This is a genomic window from Pseudomonas sp. WS 5412, from assembly GCF_012985615.1.
Lineage (GTDB): Bacteria > Pseudomonadota > Gammaproteobacteria > Pseudomonadales > Pseudomonadaceae > Aquipseudomonas > Aquipseudomonas shahriarae.
In genome coordinates this window covers 37,810-62,681 of the sequence record NZ_JAARMB010000012.1, presented here as the reverse complement: position 1 = coordinate 62,681, position 24,872 = coordinate 37,810, and the positions used below count along the sequence as shown (strand labels likewise).

Below are 24,872 nucleotides of genomic sequence, written 5' to 3'. Positions count from 1 at the left end.
TGGACAATGGCGTTGAGTATCGGCTGCCGGCGCCAGGCGAAACACCCATGCTTGTTCAAATGACTCTTGACCAGAAGTCATGAGTGGCCCGCGCCTACAAGGTGTTGAGCTCGTGGGCCAACTCCAGCACCACTTTGCCGCTGCCGACAGTGGGCACCAGGTGCGTAAACGGAATATCGATCATGCGGTTTTCCCGCACCGCCCGCAGGCGCGACAGCACCGGGTCGCGGGTCAGCAACTGGCGTTTACGGCTGGCAGGGGACCACACGGCGTCGGCCAGCAGGATCACATCCGGATCGCTCATCAATAACGTCTCACTGCTGACCGTGACCCGGTACTGGTTGATCCCAGCCAATATATTGTGCGCTCCGGCAGCCGCCAGCAGGGTGGTGACGAAACCTTGCCGTCCTTCGCTGTCCAGGCCGTTGACTTCACTGTCGAGGTAAAACACCGACAGGGGTTTGGCGGGCTTGGCCAATGCCTGGGCGCTGGCCAGGTCGGCGTCCAGGGCGTCAATCAGCTCGCGGGCCCGCTGCGGTTTATGCAGCAGCTTGCCCAGGGTCAGCAGGTCATTGCGAATGTGCCCGAAGTAATCCAGGGAATGCCCGGCACACGCCGATTCCAGCAGATATGAAGCCACGCCATTACCTGCCAGCCCGCTGCGTGAAGTAATGCCGCTGCCAAAAGCCGTGGCAAAACCGCCCACTACCAGGTCCGGCTGTTGCTCATACAGCACCTCGCTGGCCGGGTAGCGCGGAGCAATCACCGGTACAGCGAAATATGTGCTCTGCTTATGCGCGGCGCCGTTGTCATCCAGGTACGCCACGCCCACCAGCGCCGGGCCGGCCTCCAGGGCCAGCAGCATATCGGCGGCGTGCTGGTTGAGGGCGACAATCCGCGCCGGCGGCGTATGGGGCAGGTGCCACTCCTGTTGGCAATTGCGATAACTGTCCGCCAGGGCCGAGGCACTGCACACCAGGGCGATGGCAAATCCTCCCAAGCGTTTCATGGGCGCTCCCGGATCAATAACTCTTCGAGCACCTCGCCGCCCACCAGGTGCACATCCACCAGGCGTACGGCATCGGCCTTGCTGCGCACTCCGTACCAGCAGCGCTCCGGGTACACCGTGAGCACCGGCCCCAGGTTGCAGGGGAACTGGCAATGGGTGCGGGTCAGCAGCACGCCGCCGGGCACTTCGATGTGCTGGTGTTCCAGCAGCCGTCGGCGCAGGGTTTTCCAGATCTGCAGGGCGCCGCGCTGGGTGCAGCGCGGGCCGGTGCACAGCAGCACATGGCGGGCATGCTCGGGGATATGGGACCAGTCGGGGTGGCTGTCCACCCCGTCGATTTGTGTGATTTCAGTCATCAGAAGCGATACGTGTAACGCACCTCCGTGGTGAATGGCCGGCCCAGGTTGTCGACATTGCTGGAGCGGCTGGTGACATAGTCGCGGTCGAACAGGTTCTCTACCAGCAGGCTCACGCGGTGTTGGTGGGCGTTGTCGAGGTAGCGGTAGGCGTCGGCGTCCACCACCGAATAGTGGCCGTATTCGACTCTTTTCGAGCTGATCACATCGTGGATATAGCGGACGGCCGCGCCGGCGCCCCACAGGCGATTCTGCGACTCGAAACCCACCCGTGAACGGGCGAAGAAGCTTGGCACATCATTGAGAGTGACGCCGGCGCGCGACTCGGTCAGGTTGCGGGTCATGTCCGCCTGCAGGCTCCACTGGTGGTTGAGCGCCAGCTTGGCGTCGGCCTCGAAGCCACGCACCTGGATCTGCCCCTGGCCGTTGACCCAATGGCTATCGTCGAGGGTGATCAGGTCGGTGATCTTGCGCTTGAACAGGGTCACGCTGGCGCTGAACTCGCGGTCGGCCAGCAGGCCCTTGTAGTCCAGACCCAGCTCGGCGTTGCGGCTTTTTTCCGGCTTGAGGTTACGGTTGCCGATCTCGTCGCCGGGTTCATTGACAAACAATTGCTCGGCATTCGGCAGCTTGTAGGCGCTGCCGTACTGGCCGCGCAGGGCCCAGTTGGCATTGAGGTCGTAGAGCGAGGTGAGCATGCCGACCGTGGCACTGTCGCCGCCGCTCATGGTTTCGTGGCGCAGGCCGATGCTCGGGTGCCAGTCGGGCAGGGCGTCGATCTGCGGGCGCAGTTGGCTGTACAGGGCGTGGGCTTCGGCCTTGTTGTTGTCGATGATCAGTACATCGTCCTGGCCCTTGAACCACTGGTTGTCGGAGCCGAACACCAGCACATGGCCGCCTTCAAGCTCAGCCTTGCCTTCGGCCTGCACGCCCCAGTCGGTGAACCCCCAGTAGTCATCGCGGTTACGCACCACGGTGCCACCGTCGGCGGTGTTGTTGACCCGCGAGTAACGCGTGTCCCAATCGTTGATATGGCCCTTGACGAAGTAACTCAGCCGTTCATTGAGGCGTTGCTCGAAGGTCGCCGTGGCGATCTGTTGCACGCGGTCGTTGGTGGTCTTGCGGTTGTTGGTGGCGCCGGCGAAGTCCAGGTTGGCGTCGGAGTACTGGTAGAACAGCTCCAGGCGCGAATCATCGCCCAGGGACTGGATGGCCTTGGCGCCGAAGGTGGTGACTTCGTAGGAGCGTTTCTTGTCGCTGACGTTGCTCATGTCACGGTTGCGAAACGGATGGTAACCCTCGGACACGTTGTGGCTGACGTACGCCAGCAGGCCCAGGTCGCCCAGGCCGTTAGTGAAAATCCGCTCAGCCCGGGCATCGCCGGTGGTGCCGCCAAAGGTATCGATGCCCAGGTTGGTTTCGCCGGACACGTCACGGGTCTGCGGGCTGCGCGTGACGATATTGATCACCCCCGCCACCGCCTGGGTACCGAACAACAGGCTCTGGCCGCCCTTGAGCACTTCGATGCGCTCCACGGCGTTGGCCGGCAGGGTGTCCAGGTACAGGCCGCCGTACAGGCGGTTGTTCAGGCGCACGCCATCGAGCAGGATCAGGGTGTCGTCATTGCGCCCGCCCAGCAGGGAATAGGTGCCGTAGTCGAAGGGGCCGTTTTTCGGCGCAACGTAAAAGCCGGGAATAAACATCTGCATCGCCCGGGTGATATCGGCGCTGGGGCCGGCGCGTTCGATCTGTTCGCGGCTGACAATCTCGACTTTGCTGCCGTACTGGGCCATATCGGCCACGGTGGTGGATTCCACCGACGGCGCAGAGACGATCTGCTGGTTGAGCACCAGGGCTGTGTCATCGGCGAGCAGCAGCGGGCTGAACAGGCAACCCAGGAGCAGGGTCGGGCCAGAGGTAGAGGAACGTTGGAAAATCATAGTCTTCTCGAAAGTATCTTCGCAGAAGCACGCAGGAGAAGGCACCGGGCACACACCGATACCGGCCCATGCCCGCCCACCGCAGGATTATGCCAAACAGAAATTCCAGGCCGGTCTCCGGGCTCTCGCGTATCGAACCCTTCACCTTCCCATGGCGCTCTGGCCACAGTGGTGTGTCGAAGGGGTCACGCGAATACCGTTGCGGGGGCAGCACCGGACTTGCTCGAATGAGCGTACCGGTTTCCCGTTTCACCCTATGCACGGCGGCATAAGGCACCTGAAACAGGGCGGCATCTGAACATTCGCAGGCCCTTTCGTCAATCTGGCGCAGCGATTGTGCAGTGCCGCCAGTGTGCTGATGCTCAGCGGTTTGCCGCGGTGGCGCCGGTGCGGGGCGGGAAATACACGGGGTAGTAGGAGAAGAGCACATATTCGAGCGGGTTGCGGATCAGGGAAATACCCGTGCGGTCCTTGACCGTGTCCACGCTGTCGTATTGGGCGTAGGTGTCACTCACCAGTTTTGGGCCTTTCTGCGTCCCATGCATCTGGATGCCGGTCTTGAACTCGGCGGTGACCAGCTCGGGGCTTGGGGTCACGGTCACGGTGCCCACGAAGGCCTTTACCGGCTTGTTGATCAGCCGCTGGAACTCGGCGGCGAAGGAGTTCTCGGCGCCATTGCCGGAGTAGCAGACAAGCAAGCGAACGTTGTCGAACTGGCTGGGATCAATGCCTTTGGCGAGCAAGTGGGCATGCAGTTGCTCGGCGGTATGCTCAGCGCCGTCATACAGGATGGTCGAGCTTTTACCGGACAGTTGTTCCCTGAAGCTGAGGTCGCGACCATGAGCGTTGATGTTGAGCCGAGGTTTGCCTTTGTATTCATCTTCAAAGCTGAACAGGTTGCCTTTGATCAGTTGCATCTTTTGCATGTTGCCCTTCATCACGATCAGGCGCCGGACCTTTTCGCCATTCGGTGCCTCGATGATGCTGTTGTGGCTGCCACTGCGCAGCGCTGCCTGGGTCACCTCCGGCGTCGGTGGGGGATCGACCGGCCTGCGTGAGGAGCGTGCTCGAGAGTGGGTCACCAGCATTGCAAAGTTGAGCAGCAAATCCGCCATGGCCGTTTCTTTGTCCGGCGTGGCGTTGTCCGCCAGCGTTTGCAGGTCGCTGAGAATGCCCTGGAACTGCAGCGCTGTGCCAATGGCAGCGCCGGGGCCGCGCAGGGCCGGCAGTACCGCGTTGAGCAACAGATAGCCGCCTTCCTTGAGCGTTGCCCAGCGACTTTCGGCGTCGGAGACAGATTGTTGTTCGGCCATGCTGATCAGACCCTGGGCATTGGCGTCGTACAGGTGGTTCATCAATTGCCCGGTTTGCAGTTTGGCCTTCAGGGCATCGGCAGCGGCATAGCCGCCCACCGCCAGTGTGGGCGCAGCGGGAACGGTTTCTCCGTCGCCCACGCCAAACAGGCTGGTGGTCTGGGTGGAGGGCTCCTTGAAACTCCATGCCTTGTAGTAGTCGCGGGTCGCGTTGTCGGGAAACCAGGCCAGGATGTCGTTTTGCAGGCGCCCCGGTTGCTGGATGGCCTCCAGCAAGGCCTGGCGGGTGGGGAATTGCAGCAGCGGTGCGTCGGCGATCAATGGGCGGTAGAGAATATGCGGGCCGCCGCTGCTGTCCTCGGGTTCGATCAGGTACATGTTGTCGACCACCTCGGGTGTGGCGCCTGGCCCGGCAATGAACGCCAGCGGGCGGACGACGATCTCTTTGCCATCGACGGTCTGCGCACCGGGTTGCGGGTTGACGGCCGCCTGCACGTAGCGCAACCCTGTGGTATCGAACCCCGATTGTTTGTTAACCGCCAGCTCCAGGGCCTTGATCTGCAGTTCCACGGGGACTTGCTGGGCAAACAGGGACTGGCGTTGGGCTTTTTTGACGGGATCGTCCAGCAGTTCTCGTTTGAGCAGCTCGGGGTAGCTTTTACCCACGTCGACCTTCTCGATCAGTTTCTGCAGTTCGCCATCCTTTTCCAGCTCCGGAACCCGCGTGTTAGCCGGTTTGAGATAAACCTCCACGTCGCGGCTGGGCAGCCCCGACAGGTTTTTCAGGAGCACATCGGTCATGCTCATGCGTTCGCGATGGAGACTGCCGCTGACCACCCCACCTGGCGAGTTGCCGCCGACGGGCACCTTGAACACCACCTCCAGGTTTTTCGCCGGGTGGCTCACCGCCTTCAGTTGATCGAAAGCCTGTTCGGCAAAGGGCCGGATATCCGGGATATCGCTGTTGTAGGTCCGCCCTTTATTGCGCTGGGTGATACTCGCCAGTTGCAGGCTCAGTTCACGCAAGACAACACGTTCGGCCTCGGTGGCGTTGCTGAGCCAGTTGGGCGTCTTGCGTGAAGGCTGATCCAGTGTGTCCAGGTTCAGCCAGCTGGGGTCGGGAGCAAGGCTGTTATCCAGACGCTGAGTGATCACCGTCTCGGCCTGGATCTGGAAAGCATTGCCGTCGACCTTACGCAAGGTGTTGAGAAGCCGTTGTTCAGGGGCCTGCGCTTTGAGCTGTCGCTCCCGTGCCGCGTTGAACGCCGCGTAGGAGTCATAGGGGGTGACTTTGCCGCTGGGTTCGCACAGCAGCAGAATCGTGCGCTCGCCGACATGGCGCTGAATCAGCAGGTTGGCTGAAGTGGACTCTATCGCGCCCTGGTTGGGCTCTGAAATGCTGCCGAGGTTGAATACCGTCACCTCGGCACTGTCGTTGGAGCTTGGGCGCGTCGATCCGTTGGGGTAGCGCACCACCAGGTCCAGGGTTTCGCGCTGCAGATCGTCCAGGCCCGGCTGCTTGAGTGCGGCCAGTCGCAGGTTGTCCCGTAACAGGTTACTGATCAGTGTCCGGCGACTGCCGGCAAACGGGCTGAGGCTTGCACGGGTGGGGGCGCCGAAGGCGGGCTGGTCCCAATAGTTGGATACGTCGGTTGTCAACGCCTGCGCCAGTTGGCCTGGCAGCGCACGGAATGCGCTTTGGATCGCGCCCATGTCAACGGCGAGTGGGGTGTCCGGGGTGTTGCCGGTATGGGTCAGGACGTCTGGGCGGGTGTCGACCAGTTTGCTGTTGGCGGGCAAGTCGGGGACCGCACCGTCTACCAGGTATTCCAGGGCCAGCGTCGTCAGCGGCTTGCGTTTGAACTGACCCGGGTTGTCCGGGTCGGGCTGGGCCAAGTCGACCTGATTGATGTCGAAGTCCAGCCCGGGTGATGCACTCTTTATGGCGTCCGTCAGCAGCCGTCCCACGACCGCTTGCAAACCGGGCTCGCCGGCAAACTGCTGCCTGGCGATCTCGGCGGTCGGGGAGCGGCGGGGAGGGATGGTGATGGGTTTATCGGCGGCAGCTTGCTGATCGAGTTGTTGTTTGACGGCCAGTTGGTTTTGCTTGACCTCCCGTGATCGCGGGTCGTGCGCAGCGTTGGTCAACGCGCTGAAACCGTTGCGATTGAGGGCCGAGCTCTGCTTGAGCACGCCTTGCAGGCTGGGATCCGCCGGCGGCTCGCCATAGAAACTCAGAACCTGGCCCAGGCTTGCGGTTTCAACGTTGAAGCACGGTACGAGCGCCCCGGTTCCGGCACTCAGTTTTTTCGCCAGCGCCACTATGGCCGGGGCCACCTGCGCCCAGCCTGACGAGTCATCGCGCGTGAACATCTTGGGTGGCGCATCGGAGCCTTTGTGGCTGCGGACCAGCAGGTTGCCGGTGGTCGGGTCCACCCTGAGGTTGGCAACGACCAGGTTGTTTTTTTCGACGAAATCCAAAAAAGCCTCACTGGAGAGGGCTTCGTTAAATGCCTTGAATGTTTGGGCCAGTGTCGAAAGGGGCGGCAGTTCCAGAAACAGGCGTCTGGCAGGGGGCAGGGCAGCAGCGGGGCGCGTTTCTTTGCGCAGCGTCAGCAGGGCTGTCGCGGTGTTCTGCGCCAACTCCCGGTCAGCCTCATCAACCTGCGCGGACGGCGTTTGCTCAAGAGGCACTGAGGCGGGTTCTTTGGCGAGGACCTCTGCGGTTTGGCGTTGCTGTTCGACGATATGTGCAGCTTGCAGGCTATTGGTGTTTGCCGGCAGGAGGGAGGGAAACGATTGCTGGGTCAGCAACTGCTCGATTGAGGCTGACCGCTGGCTTTTGGTGCTGTAGGCGTCATGGCCGTAGAAGTCGCCGATCAGCGCCAGCGGAGCACTGTGTTCCCCGGTATGCACGAAGGAGTGCTCAGCGCTGGGTTCCAGTGCTCTTGCCGCAGCGGCAACGTCTGCGGATGCCGCTTCCCACCCGGGGGTGTATTTCGAGAAGTGGCCAGACGCACCGCGAATTTCGAAGTCCAGCGACGCTGAACTGGGGGTCCAGGTAAAGTTTTGCGTATTGATGGTGTTGTTTTTGGCAAACGTTGCAAAAGGCTCTGCTTTCAAGGCGTCGTTGAATTTTTTCCAGGCCCTGCCGAATGTGGAGTAGGGCGGGATGTTGTTAACGGTCATTTTGCTCGGGTCGAAGTCTGCAGCAGGCTCGTTGGATGTCTCGTGAAAGGCCAGGGTCAGGGCGTACTGTTTCGCCAGTTCGCGGTCACTGTCTTGCACAAGTTGCCGGGCATTCTCCAGTTCGTGGGCAGTCACATCCACGGCGTCGCGCCGGGATCGACTTGACGTAAGGGCTGCGCCCGATTCCGGCGGGGGTTCTGCGAAGGAGCGTGTGGCATTGGAAAAACTAGGTAGGCGTGATTCGATAGAATTCATGGACACGTCCTTGGAAAGAAGGGGGGAGATGATTCTTTGAACGCAGTGATTCAGCGGCCAGGGCAATGACTGGGTGATGAGCGACGAGCATCAGTTCCGCTGCACGTTGTAAGCGCCTTCAAGTGCGATCCACAGGGGCTGGTTTACGGCGTGTGGGCGGCCTACAGTGGCGCGACTTGCCTGGATCGCTGTGACATCTAGAAATCACTTAACCCGTGGAGCTTTGTATGCCGGCCACCCGCTTGACCCTGATTGCCCACGCCAGCACCCAGGCCCGCAAACGCACGCGCTTTGCCTTGGATGAACCGTTGGAGACGGAGGGGCAGCAGATGCCGTTGGCCCAGGCAAAGCGCTTCAAGCGCGCCCCCCGTTTGCTGTGCGGCCCCGAGCTGCGCACCCGGCAGACGGCCCTGCTGTTTGGCGAGCACCCGCAGGTAGACGAGGCCCTGCGCGATTGTGATTTCGGGCGATGGCGAGGGCAGCGGCTGGATGAGATAGAGCAAGCCGAACCCGAGGCTTTGCAGGCCTGGTTGACGGACAGCACGGCCGCTCCCCATGGCGGCGAATCCGTTGCACAAGTGTGTGAACGGGTCGGGCAGTGGCTGCACACCCTGGAGCAGATCCCGGGCCATGTCGTGGCGGTGACTCACCCCTTTGTGATCCGCGCCGCGTTGCTCTGCGTCATGCAAGGCCCGCTGGCGATGTTCAACCGGATAGATGTGGAGCCGTTGTCCTCCACCGAACTGCGTTTCAACGGTGTGTGGCGCCTGCGCCTGGAAACACGCGAGACCTGAGCCGCGCGAACATGGCAAAATCGCAGCCCCGCACTGAGAACCCCTTCATGAAAAAGATCCTGATCATCGGCATTGGCGCCGGCAACCCCGACTACATCACGATGCAGGCGGTGAAGGCGCTTAACCGCACCGACGTGTTTTTCCTGATGGACAAGGGCCAGAGCAAGGACAAGCTGATCGACCTGCGCCGGGAAATCTGCCAGACCTATATCGACGCCGACCGCACCTACCGCTTTGTCGAAGCCGACTGCCCCGAGCGTGTGCGTGGCGAGATCGACTACACCACGGCCGTGCAGGATCTGAATCGCGACAAGCAACAGACGTTCGAGCGCATGATCAACCAGGAAATGGCCGACGGCGAAGTGGGCGCTTTCCTGGCCTGGGGCGACCCGGCGTTGTACGACAGCACCATCCGCATCCTGCAGGCGATCCTGGCCAGTGGCGGCAGTGAGTTTGAGTTCGAGGTTATCCCCGGGATTACCAGCGTCCAGGCCCTGGCGGCCCAGCACAAAGTGCCGTTGAACCGCATTGGCCGGTCCATCGAGATCACCACCGGGCGCCGGCTCGCGGCGGGGCAGGCCAGCGATGCCGATACCCTGGTGGTGATGCTCGACGCCGAGGACTCCTACCGCAGCGTCGCGGACCAGGACCTGGAGATTTACTGGGGCGCGTACCTGGGCACGCCGGATGAAATCCTGATCAGCGGCAAGGTGGCCGAGGTGGCCGAGGAAATCGAGCGCGTGCGCAAGGCGGCGCGCCAGGCCAATGGCTGGATCATGGATACCTACCTGCTACGCAAGCCGTAGGGGGGAATGCAATAAACAAAGTGGGAGCGGGCTTGCCCGCGATGGCGGCGTGTCAGTCAGCCTATGTATTGGCTGATACACCGCGATCGCGGGCAAACCCGCTCCCACATTGGATGTGTGGTGCTTAGGGGAATGTCACTTGCCGCTGGTGATCTGCCTGACCAGCAGCCCATGCCCCGTCACATCCTCAGCCCGGGAAATAGCCTGGATCACCAGCAACCGGTTGCCGGAGCCTGCGAGGAAGGTCGAGTTCAAGGTCTTGCCGCCGCCCATGGTGGCCGTGCCATCAATCTGGCGCAGGCCCACGCCTTTGATCAGCAGTTTCTTCTGCGCCAGTTTCTTGTAGTCCGGCAGGCTGGTGCCGACGTCCTTGAGGAAACCCTCGACCGCGCTGTCGAGAAACAGCGGTTCGTCGTCCTTCAAGTCGATCCCGTCATTGCGCAGGGTCTGGGCCACCACCACCACGCTTTTTGAGGCCTGGTTGATATACATCGTGCCGTTGGCGCCAGCGGTGCCCTGGGCTTGCGCGCCGGCAGGCAGGGCATCGGCGACATAGCCCTTGGGCAGGGTGAAGGTGAATTTGCCGTCCAGGGTCGAGACGATCTGGAAGTCGTCCGGCGGCGCGGCGGCCGGCTTGGCTGCCGCGAACAGCGGGCTGGCGCCCAGGCTGACGGTCAGCGCCAGGGCCAGGCGGGTGGCGATTTTGCTGAGGGTGAGCATGAGGTCTTCCAATGGATGAACGAAATTGCGCCATATTCTGTCAGAAAATTCGCAATTTCGTTCGGATCCATCCTCAGACCTTTGCGGACTCCTCTTCGAGGCGGTCCATTTCAAACAACCGCGCCAGTTCCGCACGGGCTTCCTGGGCCGACTGCATCACCTTGGCCGCGTCGTCGTACACCGCGTGCTGGGCCGCCAGCAATTGCAGGTCGTGGTGCTTGAAGCGGTTGATCCGCGCATCGGCCTGGGTCTCGCTCAGGCCCAGGCCGACCAGGGTGCGGCGGCTCATTTCGAGGCTGGAATAGAAGGTTTCGCGCACCGGTGACGCGTCCAGGTCCACCAGGCGGTGTACGTGCTGGCGGTTACGGGCGCGGGCGATGATCTTCATGTGCGGGTAGAGATTGCGCACCAGCTCGGCGGTCTTGATGTTGATTTCCGGATCATCCATGGCAATCACGAAATACTCGGCCTGGTCGACCTTCGCCGCGTGCAGGATCTCTGGGCGCTGGGGATCGCCGTAGAACACCGGCATGCCGCCGAAACTGCGGGTCAGATCGATGGTTTCCACCGAGGTGTCGAGGGCGATAAATGAAATGTTCTGCGCCCGCAGGATCCGCGCCACGATCTGCCCCATCCGGCCCATCCCGGCGATCACCACGCGCGGCGCATCGCTCTCGATCGCGCGGTATTCTTCCGGCACGTCCACCGGCTTGGTCTTGGGCCGGAACAGCTTCGGGCACAGCAATAGCAGGAGCGGGGTGAGGGCCATGGACAGGGTGATGGTCAGCACCAGCACATCGTACAGGTGCGGGGCAAACAGGCCCTGGTCGCGGCCGATCTTGAACACCACAAAGGCAAACTCACCGCCGGCCGCCAGGACCACGCCCAGGCGCACCGCGCTCTCGCGGTTCAGCTCGCCGACCATCTGCCCGACTGCGTACAGCAGCGGCAACTTGATGGCGATCAGCAGCAGGGTCAGGCCCAGCACCACGAAGGGCGTGCTGAACAACAGGCCGATATTGGCGCCCATGCCCACGCTGATAAAGAACAACCCCAGCAGCAGGCCCTTGAACGGCTCGATCTGCGATTCCAGTTCGTGGCGGTACTCCGAGTCGGCCAGCAGCAGGCCGGCGAGGAATGCGCCGAGGGCCATGGACACGCCCACCAGCTCCATCAGCCAGGCGGTGCCGATCACCACCAGCAGCGCGGTGGCGGTGGACACTTCGCGCAGGCCGGTCTTGGCGACAATACGAAACACCGGCCGCAGCAGGTAGCGACCGCCGATGATCACCACGGCGATGCTGCCCAGTACCTGCAAACCGTGGTTCAGGTCCTGGGCGGCAGTGGTGGTGTGGTCGCTGCCGGCCAGCAGCGGCACCATGGCGATCAGCGGGATCGCCGCGATGTCCTGGAACAGCAGGATCGCAAAGGCCAGGCGCCCGTGGGGGCTGTTCAGTTCCTTGCGTTCGGCCAGGCTTTGCAGGCCGAAGGCGGTGGAGGACAGCGCCAGGCCCAGGCCCAGCACAATCGCGCTATTCCACGACTGACCAAAGGCCCAGAGCGCTACTGCACCTATCACCATCGCGGTCAGCAGCACCTGCGCCAGGCCCACGCCAAACACCGCCTTGCGCATCACCCACAGGCGTTTTGGCGACAGTTCCAGGCCGATGATGAACAGCAACAACACCACCCCCAGCTCGGAGAACTGCGCGACACTTTGCGGGTTGCCCACCAACCCCAGCACCGAGGGGCCGATGATCACACCGGCGAACAGATAGCCCAGTACCGCGCCCAATTGCAGGCGCTTGGCCAGAGGCACGGTCAGCACCGCCGCCAACAGGAAAACTACGGCCGCTTGTAACAGGTTGCCTTCATGAGGCATCGCTTACTCCAGAATCTTTGAGGCGAATCGACAGGGCGCTATTAGAGCGCGCTTTTACGCTGTTGAATCTGAATTTTTGCCAAGGCACGACGCATTGCGCCAGCGCCTGTTGAGCCAGGAAAGCCTGGCCAAGGCATTAGATATCAACCAGGCGGCGGTTTCCAAGATGGAGCGTCGTACCGACCTTGCGCAACTACATCCGGGCGACGTTCCCGGACGGGCAGGTCAAGATCGACAACTTCGCCACCTGTTGTGCTGGATGCAGTCCTTTACAGGGCCAGGTCCCGCGCCAATTCTTGTTACTATCGCCCTGCGTTTTCACCAGGAGCCAACGCCTCATGCAACACCAGTGGAATGAAATGCACCGCACCCGCAAGCCCTCGTTCGTGCTGTGCGGCGAGCCCCAGGGGCAGGTGCTCAATCTCTATGTCCATGGTTATTCTGCGTTTTTCAACCAGCAACAACTGGCCAGTTTCCAGGCGCAGCTGGCGGGGATCGAGGGTTCGACCAACCTGATGCTGTTCTGGCCGGCCGGGCATTTCCTGGAAAACCTCTTCGCCCCCTTCAAGGACATCATTGCCTCGATGCTCGGCGGCGGCAGCCTGGGCGCGGCGACCGTGGGTCTGGGCAAGGCGGTGGGTTATTTTCTCGATCACTACAAAAGTGTCGAGGCGCGAGTGGACGAGGTGGCCAGGACGCTGTTGGCGGAGCTGGCCAACTACCTGCACGCCGAGTCGATCGAGGTCCGTCAGATCAACTTGATCGGCCACTCCCTGGGCGCACGCCTGCTGGTCAAGAGCCTGTTGGCCAGCCCGGAGCTGGCCCGGGAACTGCCCCTCAATCACCTGTTGTTGATGGGCGGGGCGATTTGCACGTCCAGCCCCTGGGAGCAGGTGTCGGCACCGCTCAAGGGGCGCGTGATCAATTGCCATTCCAGCAAGGACTGGGCCCTGGCGCTCAAGCCGGATACCGAGCGCTGTATTGGCCGCTATGCCATCCCCCTGACGCCATCCCTCAAGGGCAAAGTGACCAATGTGCATCTGGTCACGTTCGACCACGCTGCCTACTGGCCGCAGTTGCAGACCGTGGTGCAGTACACCGACTTGCTGCAAGAGCGCCGAGGCATGATCCGTGCGGACCAGCGCAGTGCCGAGGTGCGCTTTGCCGAAGAGGATGTGGACCTGTATCCGGTGCTGCTCCAGGCACGGGCGCCAGAGTTGCAGTTCCTCGCCGAGCTGATGGCCGCCAAGCGCAGTGCGACCATCGCTGCGGATGTGCGCGACCCACTGCAGTTGGCCATCGAGTTGCAGCGCATGGGCGGTGACAGCTTTATGAACTTGGCCCGTGGGCACGGCGTGAGTTACCGCCAATTGGCCCAGGACGTGGCCCTGCGCGTCGGTATCAAGTTTGACCAGCCGATCGACAGCGTGGCCCTGGTGAGCCTGGAAGAGCGGGTCGCCGAGACCCTGATCGAACAGTACAAGGACAAACTCAGCCAGGCCGACCGCCAGGTGTTCGAGGCCGAACTCCGGGCCGCCGCGCAAAAGGAACAGGGGTTTTTCCACCGTTTCGATGTTGGCCGCTCGGCCACCACCGCCTTGAGCGGAACGGCGCTGGCCGGGTTGACCGGGTTTATCCTGCGGCGCGGTGCGGCCACGGCGATTCCGGTGGTGGGGCAGGCGCTGGCGGCGGCCATGCTGCTGGTGAGCGGGGTACGGGCGTTTTCCGGGCCGGCGTATTCCATCACGACCCTGGCGGTGCTGGTGCTGGGGGTGATTCGCCAGCGCATGGAGCGCGAGGCGCTGAATCAGGAAATGGACCTGGTGGTGCAGGTGGTCGAGGCGCTTGATCTGCCCCGGGAAACGCTGATGCGCACGGTCTCGCCTGACTGCTAAGCTGCGTCCTTGTCTTGTGTGTCTGCCGGGTACCCCGCGTGAAATTCAGCCTGCCGAAAATTGCGACCGCCCCGTTTTGCCCTCCGGAAGTGGCGGGCACCATCCCCGTCGATCCCCGTGCGCCGTTTTTCAAACGGGTGCTGCAGTTTGCCGGTCCCGGCCTGCTGATTTCCATCGGCTACATGGACCCCGGCAACTGGGCCACGGCCATCGAGGCCGGGTCGCGCTATGGCTATAACCTGCTGTTTGTGGTGTTGCTCGCCAGCCTGGCGGGGATGGCGGTGCAGTGCCTGTGTTCGCGGCTGGGCATCGCCACCGGCAAGGACCTGGCGCAGCTGTGCCGCGAGCGCTACAGCCGGCGTTCAGCGCGCACGCAATGGGTGCTGGCGGAAATCTCGATTATCGCCACCGACCTGGCCGAAGTCCTCGGCTGCGCCCTGGCGTTCCACCTGTTGCTGGGGGTATCGCTGACCACCGGTATTGTCATTACCGCGTTTGACACGCTGCTGATCCTGGCCCTGCAAAACCGCGGCTTCCGGCGCCTGGAAGCGATCATGCTGGCGCTGGTGGCGACCATCGGTGTGTGTTTCTTTGTCGAACTGGTGTTGATCAAGCCCTATTGGCCGGACGTCATGCGTGGCTTCACCCCGTCGCTCTCGGCGATCAGTGATGCGGCGCCGTTGTACCTGGCCATCGGTATCCTCGGGGCCACCGTGATGCCACATAACCTGTATCTGCACACGTCCATCGTGCAAACCCGCCTGTTCGGCAAAGACCTGGCCAGCCGCCAGGACGCGGTCAAGCTGGCGCGTATCGACACCATCGGTTCCCTGGCCCTGGCCTTGCTGGTCAACTCGGCGATCCTGGTGCTGGCCGCCGCGGCATTCCACCAGAGCGGTCATACCGAGGTCGTGGAAATCCAGGACGCCTACCACCTGCTGGACCCGCTGGTGGGCGGCGCCTTTGCCAGTATCCTGTTCGGCATTGCCTTGCTGGCGTCCGGGCAAAGCTCGACCTTCACCGGCACCATCGCCGGCCAGGTGATCATGGAGGGTTACCTCAACCTGCGCATTCCTTGCTGGCAACGCCGCCTGATCACCCGTGGCCTGGCGCTGATCCCGGCGTTTCTCGGGGTGTGGTTGATGGGCGATGATGCCATTGGAAAGTTGCTGATCCTCAGCCAGGTGGTGCTCAGCCTGCAGTTGCCCTTTGCTCTGTACCCGTTGATCCGCATGACCGGCGACCGGCAATTGATGGGGCCGTTCGTCAATCGCCTGCCCACCAGGATCCTGGCCTGGAGCCTGTTTAGTGTGATCAGCGGCGCCAACGCCTGGCTGATCGGCCAGTGGCTGTTCTGAGTCAGCGGTCCCAGTAGGGCACGCTGCCGAAGCGTTCGACAAAGAAGTCGATGACCGTGCGCACCTTCACCGACAACCGCCGGCTGCCGGGCCACAGCGCGGCAATCTGCTGCGGCTCCAGGGTGGTGGCCACTTCATATTCGGTCAGCACCGCCTGCAAGCGTCCGGCGCGCAGGCTGTCGCCGATCAGCCACGAAGGGAACACCACGAACCCCAGGCCCTGTTCGGCGGCGTGCGCCAGGGTGTCGGCGTGGTTGCCGGTGATCGGGCCCTTGACTGTATAGGGCGTCCAGTCGTCCTGGGCGCGGCGGAAGAACCAACGCTGCTGGCCGTTCACGCCCTTGTACGCCAGGCACTGGTGATTGAGCAGTTCATCGGGATGGCGTGGAGTGCCAAAGCGCGCCAGGTAGTCGGGGCTGGCGGCGATCCGGTAGCGCTGGGGCGCGAAAATACGCGCCTGCATTCCGGAATCGTTGAGCACACCGATACGGAACAACAAGTCGGCGCCTTCCTGCAGAGGATCGACGTAGGTGTCGGTCTGCTGGATATCCAGTTGCAGCTTGGGGTATCGCTGGCACAACTCGGCCAGCCAGGGTGACAGGTGGCGCTGGCCGAACACCATGGGCGCATTGATGCGCACCAGGCCGCTGGGCTCGCTTTCCTGTTCCTGCAGGGCCTGCCCGGCTTCTTCCAGCTGTTGCAGCATCAAGCGCGCATGATGCCCGAGCAAGCGCCCGGCCTCCGTGGGGCTGACCGCACGGGTATGCCGATACAGCAATTGCTGGCTCAGGGCCTGTTCCATCAACTGGATCTGCCGGGAGATGGAAGAGGGCGCCAGGCCTTCGCGGCGTGCGACTTCAGAGAAGCTGCCGTGGTCCAGCACCGCGACAAACAGGCGTAGCGCCTTGAAACTCAGCTCGTTGAAGCCCTGCATCGTCACTCCATGCTGTGCGTATTGCGCAAAGGTGTTGTCGGCATGCTCCCATTTATCGCACAGGTGTGCCACCGGATAATGCGCGTCATTGTTCTTCTGACCTGTAGGTGCTGTATGCAAAGTTCTTCTCTTGAGGCCGCGGCCCAGGCCCGACCAAAAAACCGCCTGGGGCTGCTGCTGTTGCCGCTGGTGATCCTGGCAGGCATGGGCCTGTCGGTGGAGGCCGGGTTGCTGGGGCCGTTGGGTGCCCAGGTGGGGCACTTGTGGGCGACCTTGAGCATCTTCGCGGTGGGCACGGCGATCCTCCTGTTACTGCTGCTGTTCAGCGGCCCACAACAAGGTCCGGCCCTCAACGAGCTGCCGCGCTGGCAGCTGATCGGTGGGTTCCTGGGGCCGATGTATGTGGTGGTGCTGACCCTGGCCACGCCCCATATCGGCATTGCCATGACCATGATCGCGATCCTCTCCGGGCAGGTCGGCAAGAGTGTGCTGATCGACCACTTTGGCTGGTTCGGCACCGCCCGCAAGCGGGTCAACGGTGAACGCTGGATTGCGCTGCTGTTGATTGTGGTGGCTCTTGTTTTGATTGCGCGGGGTTAAGGCGATGAATCTGCTTCTATTGTTGGTGCTGGTGGTTGCCGCCGGCGCGGTGTTGAGTGTGCAGGCGGCGATCAATGGGCGCCTGGGGCAAACCGTCGGTGTGTTGCGCAGCAGTCTGGTGACGTTCTCGGTGGGCACGCTGGTGACTGGCCTGCTGATCCTGTTCTTCGAACCGGCCCAGGCCGTCAGCCTGTTGGAGGTGCCCAAGTGGCAACTGACCGGGGCGTTATTCGGTGTGGTGTACATGATGGTGATGGTCGGTGCGGTGCCGATCGTGGGCACGGCGGTGGCGACGGTCGCGGTGATCGTCGGTCAATTGGCCATGGGCATGCTGATCGACAACTTCGGCTGGCTGGGCAACACCGCCATCGAACTGTCCGGCAGCCGGGTGCTGGCGATGCTGTGCCTGGCGTTGGCACTGGTGTTCATGTACCGCAGCAGTGCACGCCAGGCTGATTAACGGCGCTGAACCTTGGGTGGCGGGCGGGAGTCACTGCTTAAGGTGCCAGCATTCGCTGCACCAGGACGACCATGAAAAAGGAGTCTTAACATGCCAGATCCAACCTGTGCTTGCCCGCATTGCAAATGTGTACTGGGGCCGAACGCTGTGATCAAAGACGGCAAGGGCTATTGCTGCCAGGGTTGTGCCGAGCACCATGCCCATGGTGAGCCGTGCGAATCGGCGACCGGGTGCGAGTGTGCCAAGTCGGCCCATGGCTGATCGGCCAATAGCGCCAACACCACCAGGCAGCGTAAGCTGCCTGACTTTTTCCCCTGTCGTGGAGTTTTATCGTGGCCAAAGCAGCTGCTGTCATTGAAATCCCGGTCTCGGCCGATCAAGTCTGGCAACTGGTCGGCGGGTTCAACTCGTTGCCTGACTGGCTGCCATTGATTGCCAAGAGCGAGCCGGGTGAAGGCGGGCGCGTGCGTCACCTGCAAACGGCGGATGGCGCCGTGGTGGTCGAGCACTTGCAGACCTTTGACAACGTTGCGCGCACCTACAGCTACACCATCAGCGAATCGCCGTTTCCGGTCAGTGCCTATTTGGCGACATTGCAGGTTGAAGCGCTGGGTGAGCATTCGGCCAAAGTCACTTGGTCCGGTGTGTTCACTCCGATTGCCGGCGTGACGGATGCCGAGGTGGAAGAGCTGTTCAGCGGCGTCTACACCGGCGGCGTCGAGGCCCTGCGCAAAAACTTCCCGGCCTGATCCGCCACTATCGACGGCAAGTCGGCTCCTACAGCGGCTGTTGTGTGCGGCACTCCAGGGTCAACCGCGCGCCCCCACGCTCGCTACTGCCGACTTCCAGGCCGAAGCCATGCAGGTTGACGATCGCCGCCACAATCGACAGGCCCAGGCCAAAGCTGCCCTGCTGACCACCGTCGACCCGGTAAAACCGCTGGAATACCGCCGCGCGTTCCGTTTCCGGGATTCCCGGGCCGGAGTCCAGTACCTCGATGCGCGCACTGCCCGCCTGGTCGAGCCCGCGCAGAATCACTTCGCCGCCCGACGGGGTGAACTTGATCGAATTGCTCAGCAGGTTGGCCAGGGCCTCGAACAACAGTGCGCGGTCACCGGTGATCGGCGGCAATGATTCGGGGGCTTGCAGCAGCAGCTCCAACTGGCCTTCTTCCGCCAGTGGCAGGTAGAAATCATGCAGTTCCTGGAGCAAGGGCAGGGGATCGAAGACCAGGAAGCCGGAGCGTCGTTGACGGTCTTCCAGCTCGGAGATGCGCAACAGGCCGCGAAAGCGCGCCATCAGGGTGTCGGTCTCGCTGATGACTTCATCAAGCTGCAGGGCCTGCGGCGAACCTTCATCGGTCTGCTGCTTGATTCGGTACAGCTGCGCACGCAAGCGGGTCAGTGGGGTGCGCAGGTCGTGGGCAATGTTGTCGCACACGCCCTTGACCTCGTTCATCAGCTTTTCAATACGCTCAAGCATGGCATTGACGATGGCCGCGAGCATGTCCAGTTCATCGCGGCGGTTGGACAGCGGCAGGCGGTGAGTCAGGTCGCCGGCGACGATGGCTTCGGCGCTGGCCTGGATCCCGCGAATCCGCCGCAAAGGGCGCCGCCGCAACAGATGCCAGCCGGCGACGCCGGGGATGATGGTCAGAGAGATCGCCCAGAGCAGGGCCTGCAGGATGATCCGCGTCACGCCCAGCAACGAGCCGTTGTCGCGCACCAGCACCAGCCAGCGGCCATCCTGGGTGTGGGTCGCCACGGCGTCGCAGCTGCCCCGGGGCAGTTTCGGGTCATCCGATTCGATGCAGTTGGCCAAGGCATGGATGCGCCCGTCCAGGGGCAAGCCTGCGGGGATCTGCTGGAGCGGGCCGCTGAGGGGGCGTTGTTGCCCATCGAACAGGCCATAGGCATCCATGCCCTTCATATCGAAGGTCATGCTGGTGGCCAGGGCTTCATCCAGTTGCGCGCCGTTGAAACGCTGGAACAGATGCTGACGCTGCATCAGCGAGTGGCGCGACAGGTCGCCCAGATAACCCGAGACCTCGTAATACAGCACTCCCATGAGGATGCAGCTCCAGGCCACGAACAGCGAGCTGTACAGTGCCAGCAGACGGCTGCTGGACGAGCGCCAGCCGTTAGACGGGTTCAGCAATGACATAGCCCGAACCTCGTACCGTGCGGATCAGCGGCGTCAGGCCCGGCGGGTCGATTTTTTTGCGCAGGCGGCCAATGTGCACGTCGATCAGGTTGGTCCCCGGGTCGAAGTGATAACCCCAGACTTCCTCGAAGATCATCATCCGCGAGAGGATCTGCCCGGTGTTGCGCATCAGGAATTCCAGCAACTTGTACTCGGTCGGCAGCAGGCTCAGCGGCTGGTCGGCACGGCTGGCCTCGCGGCTGATCAGGTTCAGTTCCAGGTCAGCCACGCGCAGTGCGGTTTGCGCGGCCTTGACCGCGTTGTTGCGGCGCAGCAGCACCTCGACCCGCGCGGCCATCTCGTCGGAGGCAAAGGGTTTGGTCAGGTAGTCATCGCCACCGGCGCGCAGGCCGCGTACCCGTTCATCCACGTCGGAGAGGGCGCTGATCATCAGGATCGGCGTCGACACGCCGAGGGTGCGCAAGGTGGTGACAATGGCCAGGCCATCGAGCTCCGGGAGCATGCGATCGAGGGTGATCAGGTCGTAATCGCCACTGACTGCCCGCGTCAGGCCTTCGCGGCCGTTGTCGACCCAGTCCACGTCCAGTCCATGACTGCTTAACTCAGCGACGATCTCGCGGGCCGTCACGGCGTCGTCTTCGATGGTCAAAATGCGGGTCATACAGGTTACCTGGTCACACGGGAGTGGGGCATTTTGCCAAGAAATGCCAGCGAGGTTTCTAAAAGAAAATTCATGTAGGCCATTCTCAAGGTCGCCTCGGTCAAATGTGGGAGCCGGCGTGCTCGCGATAGCGGTAGATCAGCCCAAGCATTCGGTGACTGACACGCCGCTATCGCGGGCAAGCCCGCTCCCACAGGGGTTGGCGGTGTCGGTCCTGGGAGTGCATAACGCCCGCCCTCTATGCCTGGTTCTTGCAAGTTGCATGATTCTTGGAAGTTCAACTTGCTTATCTGATTGAAATTAATGGGTTTTTATTTTCAAGGCGACTGGCACGGCGTCTGCACCGTCCGTTTCGACAGATGTAACACCATTTTTCAATGCCTGGAGCACAACAACAATGATGACATCCTCATCCACTTTGCAAGAGTCGAGCACGCTCTCCGGGGTTTCCTGGGGGGCGATCTTTGCCGGGGCTGCGGCCGCCGCTGCGTTGTCCCTGGTCCTGGTGCTGCTGGGCTTCGGCCTGGGCTTTTCGGCGGTGTCGCCGTGGGCCGACAGTGGCATCAGCGCCAAGGGCCTGGGCATTTCCACGATTGTCTGGCTGGCCTTCACCCAGATTGTCGCGGCGGGACTGGGCGGTTATCTCGCCGGTCGGCTGCGGGTCAAGTGGGCCAATATGCATGGCGATGAGGTGTACTTTCGCGACACCGCCCATGGTTTTCTCGCCTGGGCCGTGGCCACGCTGGTGACCGCGACCCTGGTGGTCGGCTCGGTCAGCAGCATCGTCGGTGGTGGGGTGCAGGCCGGTGCGAGTGTGGCCTCGGGCGCAGCCAGCGGCTTGACCCAGGCCGCCGGCAATGCGGCCAATGGCGACGATTTCGGCTATTACGTTGACAGCCTGTTCCGCGATGATCGCCCGGCAGCCGCCAGTGATGACGCAGTGCATGGGGTGGTGGCGCGGATCTTCGCCCGCACCCTGGGCAATGACGGCCAGTTGGCCCCGCAGGACCGTGCCTACCTGGCGCAGTTGATCAGCCAGCGCACCAACCTCAGCCAGGCCGATGCCGAACGGCGCGTCGACCAGGTCTACGGTGACGCCCGCAAAGCCCTGGAAGAGGCCAAGTTGCAAGCCAAGCAGGCCGCCGACACCGCCAGCAAAATCGCCGCCGTGACCTCGCTGTGGACCTTCGTCGCACTGTTGCTCGGTGCTTTCTTCGCCAGTTTCGCCGCCACCTTCGGCGGTCGCCGCCGCGACGCCGTGGTGTATCTGGAAACCATTCGTTAACTCAAGGAGAACGTCATGCGCTCATTACTGCTGTGGTTCCTCGGTGTGCCGATCCCGGTCATTATCCTGATCGCGATCTTCATGCACTAACCCGCGTACCCGCTTGATCAAGGCCGCTCCTGCATGGCAGGGCGGCCTTTTTTAGTCGTCAAACCCTACCTGTTCGTGAATCTCATCAACCTTCAGTTCCAGCCGGTACGCCACCGCAATAAACAGCGCCTGGCACAGGCACAGCGTGGCACTCAGCGAGCGGAACGCGAACGACGACCCTTCATTGACCAGCAGCACCGTGTTGGCGCGCTTGGCCAGCGGTGACAGGTTGCTGTCGGTGATGATCAGCGTCTTGGCCTGGTGGTGCTGGGCGATACGCAGGCAGTGCTGGGTTTCCTTGCCGTAGGGCGTGAAGCTGATCGCGATCACCAAGTCATTGGCGCGCACGCTGCGCATCTGTTCGCGGTAGCTGCCGCCCAGGCCCGAGACCAGGTGGATACGCTTGTTGGTGTGCTGCAGGTTGTAGACCAGATAGTCGGCCACCGCAAAGGAGCGGCGTACGCCGACCACATAGATATTGTCGGCGTTGACCACCAGGTCCACGGCTTTCTCGAAGGCCGCGTCGTCCAGCTCCAGGCCCAGGCGCTCGATGCCCGACAGCGTGGCATTCACGCATTCACGGGCCAGGTCGCCGCCGCTGGCTTTCTGCGACTTGTTGGCGATCATGCTGCGGATGCGCTGCTGGTAGTTCTGCACCGGCGTGGTCTTGTGGGTATACGCCTCGCGAAACAGCGCCTGCATTTCGCTGAAGCCGCTGAAACCAAAGCGCTGGGAAAACCGCACGATGGCCGAAGGGTGAACTTCGCATTCCCGGGCGATATCGCTGATGCGGTCGACCATGATCCGATCGCTCTGCTGGCTCATATAGCTGGCGATGCGCTTGAGCTGGCGGGGCAGGCTTTCGTATTCATCGGTGATCAACTGCAACAGACGCTCGGCATTGATCGGAGGACTGGCGAGAACCTCGGTGACCTCGGTCTCGGCGGGAGCCTGCTGATCGGTGCGGGACATAGGCAATCCTTCTGGCTTGTTCTTACGGAGCATGCGGCTGGCACGTCGCCCCTGACAATAGGTCAATGGGCACAAGTCTACAGGGAAGGCGGCAAAAAATATCTTAATGGAAAATATATTCCACATAAAAAATTTATAGAATAAATATTGATTGATGGCGCCGGACGTCCTAGTCTGCATCCACCAAGAGCGTCGCCGTCACGATGGCAGGCGCGGGCTGATAAAAATAACAGGAGCCAGCATGGGCCAGACTCGTTTTGCCAGTGGTCGTCAATTGGATCTGATTTGTCTTGGACGCATGGGCGTCGATCTTTACGCGCAGCAAGTCGGGGCGCGGCTGGAAGATGTCACCAGTTTCGCCAAGTACCTGGGTGGATCGTCCGCCAATATTGCCTTCGGTACGGCGCGCCTGGGGCTTAAGTCGGCGATGCTGAGCCGGGTCGGCGACGATCATATGGGGCGCTTCCTCGTAGAGTCCCTGGCGCGCGAGGGCTGTGATGTCAGCGGTATCACGCTCGACCCGCAGCGCCTGACCGCCATGGTCCTGCTGGGCCTCAAGGACCGCGAAACCTTCCCCCTGGTGTTCTACCGCGAAAACTGTGCCGACATGGCCCTGCGTGCCGAGGACATTCGCGAAGCCTTTATCGCCAGCAGCAAGGCGCTGCTGATCACCGGCACCCATTTCTCCACCGACGGCGTGTACCAGGCCAGCCTCCAGGCCCTGGATTACGCCGAGCAGCACGGCGTCAAGCGTGTGCTGGATATCGACTACCGCCCAGTGCTCTGGGGCCTGGCAGGCAAGGCTGACGGCGAGACGCGTTTTGTCGCCGACCAGAACGTCAGCCAGCACCTGCAAGGCATCCTGCCGCGCTTTGACCTGATTGTCGGCACCGAAGAGGAATTTTTGATTGCCGGTGCCAGCCACGACCTGCTCAGCGCTTTGCGTAACGTGCGCCAACTGACGGCGGCGACCCTGGTGGTCAAGCTCGGCCCGCAAGGGTGCACGGTGATTCATGGGGATATACCGGCGCGCCTCGAAGACGGTGCGATCTATCCCGGCGTGCGCGTCGAAGTGCTGAATGTGCTGGGCGCCGGCGATGCGTTTATGTCGGGCTTCCTCAGTGGCTGGTTGAACGACGCCGGTGATGCGCGTTGCTGCCAACTGGCCAATGCCTGCGGCGGGTTGGTGGTGTCGCGCCATGCCTGCGCCCCGGCAATGCCGACCCCGGCGGAGCTTGAGTATCTGTTCAACAGCCCGGTGCCTATCACCCGGCCGGATCAGGATTTGGTACTGCAGCGTTTGCATCAGGTCAGTGTGCCGCGCAAAACCTGGAAGCAGCTGTTTGTGTTCGCTTTTGACCATCGCTGGCAATTGCTGGAACTGGCGCAAAAAGGCGGCCAGGACCCGGCGCGGGTCAGCGCGATCAAGCAGCTGTTTATCCAGGCAGTGGAGCGTGTGGAGAGCAAGCTGGGCGAGCAGGGGGTGGAGGCCGATGTGGGCATTTTGGCCGACCAGCGTTTCGGCCAGGATGCGCTGAACGCCGCCACCGGCCGTGGTTGGTGGGTGGCGCGCCCGGTAGAGGTACAGGGTTCGCGGCCGCTGGCGTTCGAACATGGCCGCTCGATCGGCAGCAACCTGATTGCCTGGCCCCAGGAGCAGATCATCAAGTGCCTGGTGCAGTTTCACCCCGACGACGAGCCGCTGCTGCGCCTGGAGCAGGAGGCGCAGCTCAAGGCCCTGTATCAGGCCGCGCAAACCAGTGGCCATGAACTGCTGCTGGAAGTGGTGCCGCCCAAGGATCATCCCTCGACCTACCCGGATGTGCTCTATCGCAGCCTCAAGCGCCTGTACAACCTGGGCATCTACCCGGCCTGGTGGAAGATCGAGGCGCAGAGTGCCGAGCAGTGGCGGCAGCTTGATGAGCTGATCGAGGAGCGCGACCCTTATTGCCGGGGCGTGGTATTGCTGGGCCTGAATGCCTCGGCGCAAGCGTTGGCCGAGGGGTTCCAGCAGGCCAGCCAGAGCCGGACCTGCCGTGGGTTTGCCGTGGGCCGGACGATTTTCCAGGAGCCGAGCAGGGCGTGGATGGCGGGGGAGATTGATGATGAAACCCTGATCCAGCAGGTGCAGCAAACCTTCGAACAACTGATCCAGGCTTGGCGCAGCTCCAGAATTTAAACACGCTCAAA

General features: G+C 62.4%; 20 protein-coding genes, 1 pseudogene and 1 riboswitch. Of the genes and pseudogenes, 11 read left to right on the top strand and 10 right to left on the bottom strand.

Translation table 11 applies throughout. The annotated features are described in order from the left end of the window. Window positions 1-94: 94 nt before the first annotated feature. From HBR94_RS17000 to HBR94_RS16985, 4 genes are all read right to left on the bottom strand, one after another. Window positions 95-1,009, bottom strand: a complete 915-nt coding sequence (locus HBR94_RS17000) for an ABC transporter substrate-binding protein (RefSeq protein ID WP_169960942.1) — start codon at window positions 1,007-1,009, stop codon at window positions 95-97. After that, complete coding sequence (locus HBR94_RS16995) at window positions 1,006-1,365, bottom strand: (2Fe-2S) ferredoxin domain-containing protein (protein ID WP_057439082.1); 360 nt, start codon at window positions 1,363-1,365, stop codon at window positions 1,006-1,008. The genes HBR94_RS17000 and HBR94_RS16995 overlap by 4 nt, the downstream gene beginning before the upstream one ends. Continuing rightward, a complete protein-coding gene (locus HBR94_RS16990) occupies window positions 1,365-3,305 on the bottom strand; it encodes a TonB-dependent receptor (RefSeq protein WP_170045235.1) in 1,941 nt (646 codons plus the stop codon). Before HBR94_RS16990 ends, HBR94_RS16995 begins: the two co-directional genes overlap by 1 nt. 90 nt (window positions 3,306-3,395) lie before the next feature. Beyond that, window positions 3,396-3,601, bottom strand: a riboswitch (cobalamin riboswitch). Window positions 3,602-3,667: 66 nt separating this feature from the next. Then, entirely contained in the window at window positions 3,668-7,948 is a 4,281-nt protein-coding gene (locus HBR94_RS16985) for a hypothetical protein (RefSeq protein ID WP_170045234.1), read from the bottom strand. Window positions 7,949-8,289: 341 nt separating this feature from the next. Here HBR94_RS16985 and HBR94_RS16980 point away from each other — a divergent pair, with 341 nt between their 5' ends. Further along, on the top strand, window positions 8,290-8,856 hold the full coding sequence (locus tag HBR94_RS16980; protein ID WP_115127942.1) for a histidine phosphatase family protein: 567 nt from the start codon (window positions 8,290-8,292) through the stop codon (window positions 8,854-8,856). A 47-nt stretch (window positions 8,857-8,903) separates the two neighbouring features. Then, window positions 8,904-9,662: a precorrin-6A synthase (deacetylating) gene (cobF, locus tag HBR94_RS16975; protein ID WP_115127943.1), complete on the top strand. Its 759-nt coding sequence runs from the start codon at window positions 8,904-8,906 to the stop codon at window positions 9,660-9,662. 135 nt (window positions 9,663-9,797) lie between these two features. On the opposite strand, the gene HBR94_RS16970 is transcribed toward cobF, so the two are convergent. Continuing rightward, window positions 9,798-10,382, bottom strand: coding sequence for a hypothetical protein (locus tag HBR94_RS16970; RefSeq protein WP_057439079.1), 585 nt, complete (start codon window positions 10,380-10,382; stop codon window positions 9,798-9,800). Between the two features lie 73 nt (window positions 10,383-10,455). Further along, window positions 10,456-12,264: a monovalent cation:proton antiporter-2 (CPA2) family protein gene (locus tag HBR94_RS16965; RefSeq protein WP_057959191.1), complete on the bottom strand. Its 1,809-nt coding sequence runs from the start codon at window positions 12,262-12,264 to the stop codon at window positions 10,456-10,458. Between the two features lie 40 nt (window positions 12,265-12,304). Here HBR94_RS16965 and HBR94_RS16960 point away from each other — a divergent pair. The 3 genes and pseudogenes from HBR94_RS16960 to HBR94_RS16950 form a co-directional block, all read left to right on the top strand. Beyond that, window positions 12,305-12,509 (top strand): annotated as a pseudogene (locus tag HBR94_RS16960) (helix-turn-helix domain-containing protein); the annotation flags it as partial. Between the two features lie 93 nt (window positions 12,510-12,602). Further along, window positions 12,603-14,159: a DUF726 domain-containing protein gene (locus HBR94_RS16955; protein ID WP_170045275.1), complete on the top strand. Its 1,557-nt coding sequence runs from the start codon at window positions 12,603-12,605 to the stop codon at window positions 14,157-14,159. Window positions 14,160-14,197: 38 nt separating this feature from the next. Beyond that, window positions 14,198-15,517, top strand: coding sequence for an Nramp family divalent metal transporter (locus HBR94_RS16950; protein WP_057444760.1), 1,320 nt, complete (start codon window positions 14,198-14,200; stop codon window positions 15,515-15,517). A 1-nt stretch (window position 15,518) separates the two neighbouring features. Here HBR94_RS16950 and HBR94_RS16945 read toward each other — a convergent pair whose 3' ends face one another. Beyond that, window positions 15,519-16,451, bottom strand: coding sequence for a LysR family transcriptional regulator (locus tag HBR94_RS16945; RefSeq protein WP_170045274.1), 933 nt, complete (start codon window positions 16,449-16,451; stop codon window positions 15,519-15,521). Between the two features lie 114 nt (window positions 16,452-16,565). On the opposite strand from HBR94_RS16945, the gene HBR94_RS16940 reads away from it, so the two are divergent. The 4 genes from HBR94_RS16940 to HBR94_RS16925 all read left to right on the top strand — a co-directional run bounded on the left by HBR94_RS16940 (window position 16,566) and on the right by HBR94_RS16925 (window position 18,260). After that, window positions 16,566-17,051, top strand: a complete 486-nt coding sequence (locus tag HBR94_RS16940) for a DMT family transporter (protein WP_057439076.1) — start codon at window positions 16,566-16,568, stop codon at window positions 17,049-17,051. Window positions 17,052-17,055: 4 nt separating this feature from the next. Then, window positions 17,056-17,511, top strand: coding sequence for a DMT family transporter (locus tag HBR94_RS16935; RefSeq protein ID WP_057439075.1), 456 nt, complete (start codon window positions 17,056-17,058; stop codon window positions 17,509-17,511). A gap of 90 nt (window positions 17,512-17,601) precedes the next feature. Next, a complete protein-coding gene (locus HBR94_RS16930; RefSeq protein WP_081044213.1) occupies window positions 17,602-17,772 on the top strand; it encodes a metallothionein in 171 nt (56 codons plus the stop codon). A gap of 71 nt (window positions 17,773-17,843) precedes the next feature. Next, window positions 17,844-18,260, top strand: coding sequence for an SRPBCC family protein (locus tag HBR94_RS16925; protein ID WP_057439074.1), 417 nt, complete (start codon window positions 17,844-17,846; stop codon window positions 18,258-18,260). Window positions 18,261-18,288: 28 nt separating this feature from the next. Here the strand turns inward: HBR94_RS16925 and HBR94_RS16920 are convergent, their stop codons facing one another. Then, window positions 18,289-19,674 carry a HAMP domain-containing sensor histidine kinase gene (locus HBR94_RS16920; RefSeq protein WP_170045233.1) on the bottom strand — a complete coding sequence of 462 codons (1,386 nt, stop codon included), beginning with the start codon at window positions 19,672-19,674 and terminating at the stop codon, window positions 18,289-18,291. After that, window positions 19,652-20,335 (bottom strand): response regulator transcription factor, encoded by a 684-nt coding sequence (locus tag HBR94_RS16915; RefSeq protein ID WP_057439073.1) that lies wholly within the window; start codon window positions 20,333-20,335, stop codon window positions 19,652-19,654. The genes HBR94_RS16920 and HBR94_RS16915 overlap by 23 nt, the downstream gene beginning before the upstream one ends. 397 nt (window positions 20,336-20,732) lie before the next feature. Between HBR94_RS16915 and HBR94_RS16910 the strand changes: the two genes are divergently transcribed. Continuing rightward, a complete protein-coding gene (locus tag HBR94_RS16910; protein ID WP_170045232.1) occupies window positions 20,733-21,620 on the top strand; it encodes a hypothetical protein in 888 nt (295 codons plus the stop codon). Window positions 21,621-21,761: 141 nt separating this feature from the next. Here the strand turns inward: HBR94_RS16910 and HBR94_RS16905 are convergent, their stop codons facing one another. Then, window positions 21,762-22,682 (bottom strand): MurR/RpiR family transcriptional regulator, encoded by a 921-nt coding sequence (locus HBR94_RS16905; protein WP_057444762.1) that lies wholly within the window; start codon window positions 22,680-22,682, stop codon window positions 21,762-21,764. Window positions 22,683-22,923: 241 nt separating this feature from the next. Between HBR94_RS16905 and iolC the strand changes: the two genes are divergently transcribed. Next, a complete protein-coding gene (iolC, locus tag HBR94_RS16900) occupies window positions 22,924-24,861 on the top strand; it encodes a 5-dehydro-2-deoxygluconokinase (protein ID WP_170045231.1) in 1,938 nt (645 codons plus the stop codon). Window positions 24,862-24,872: the final 11 nt, after the last annotated feature.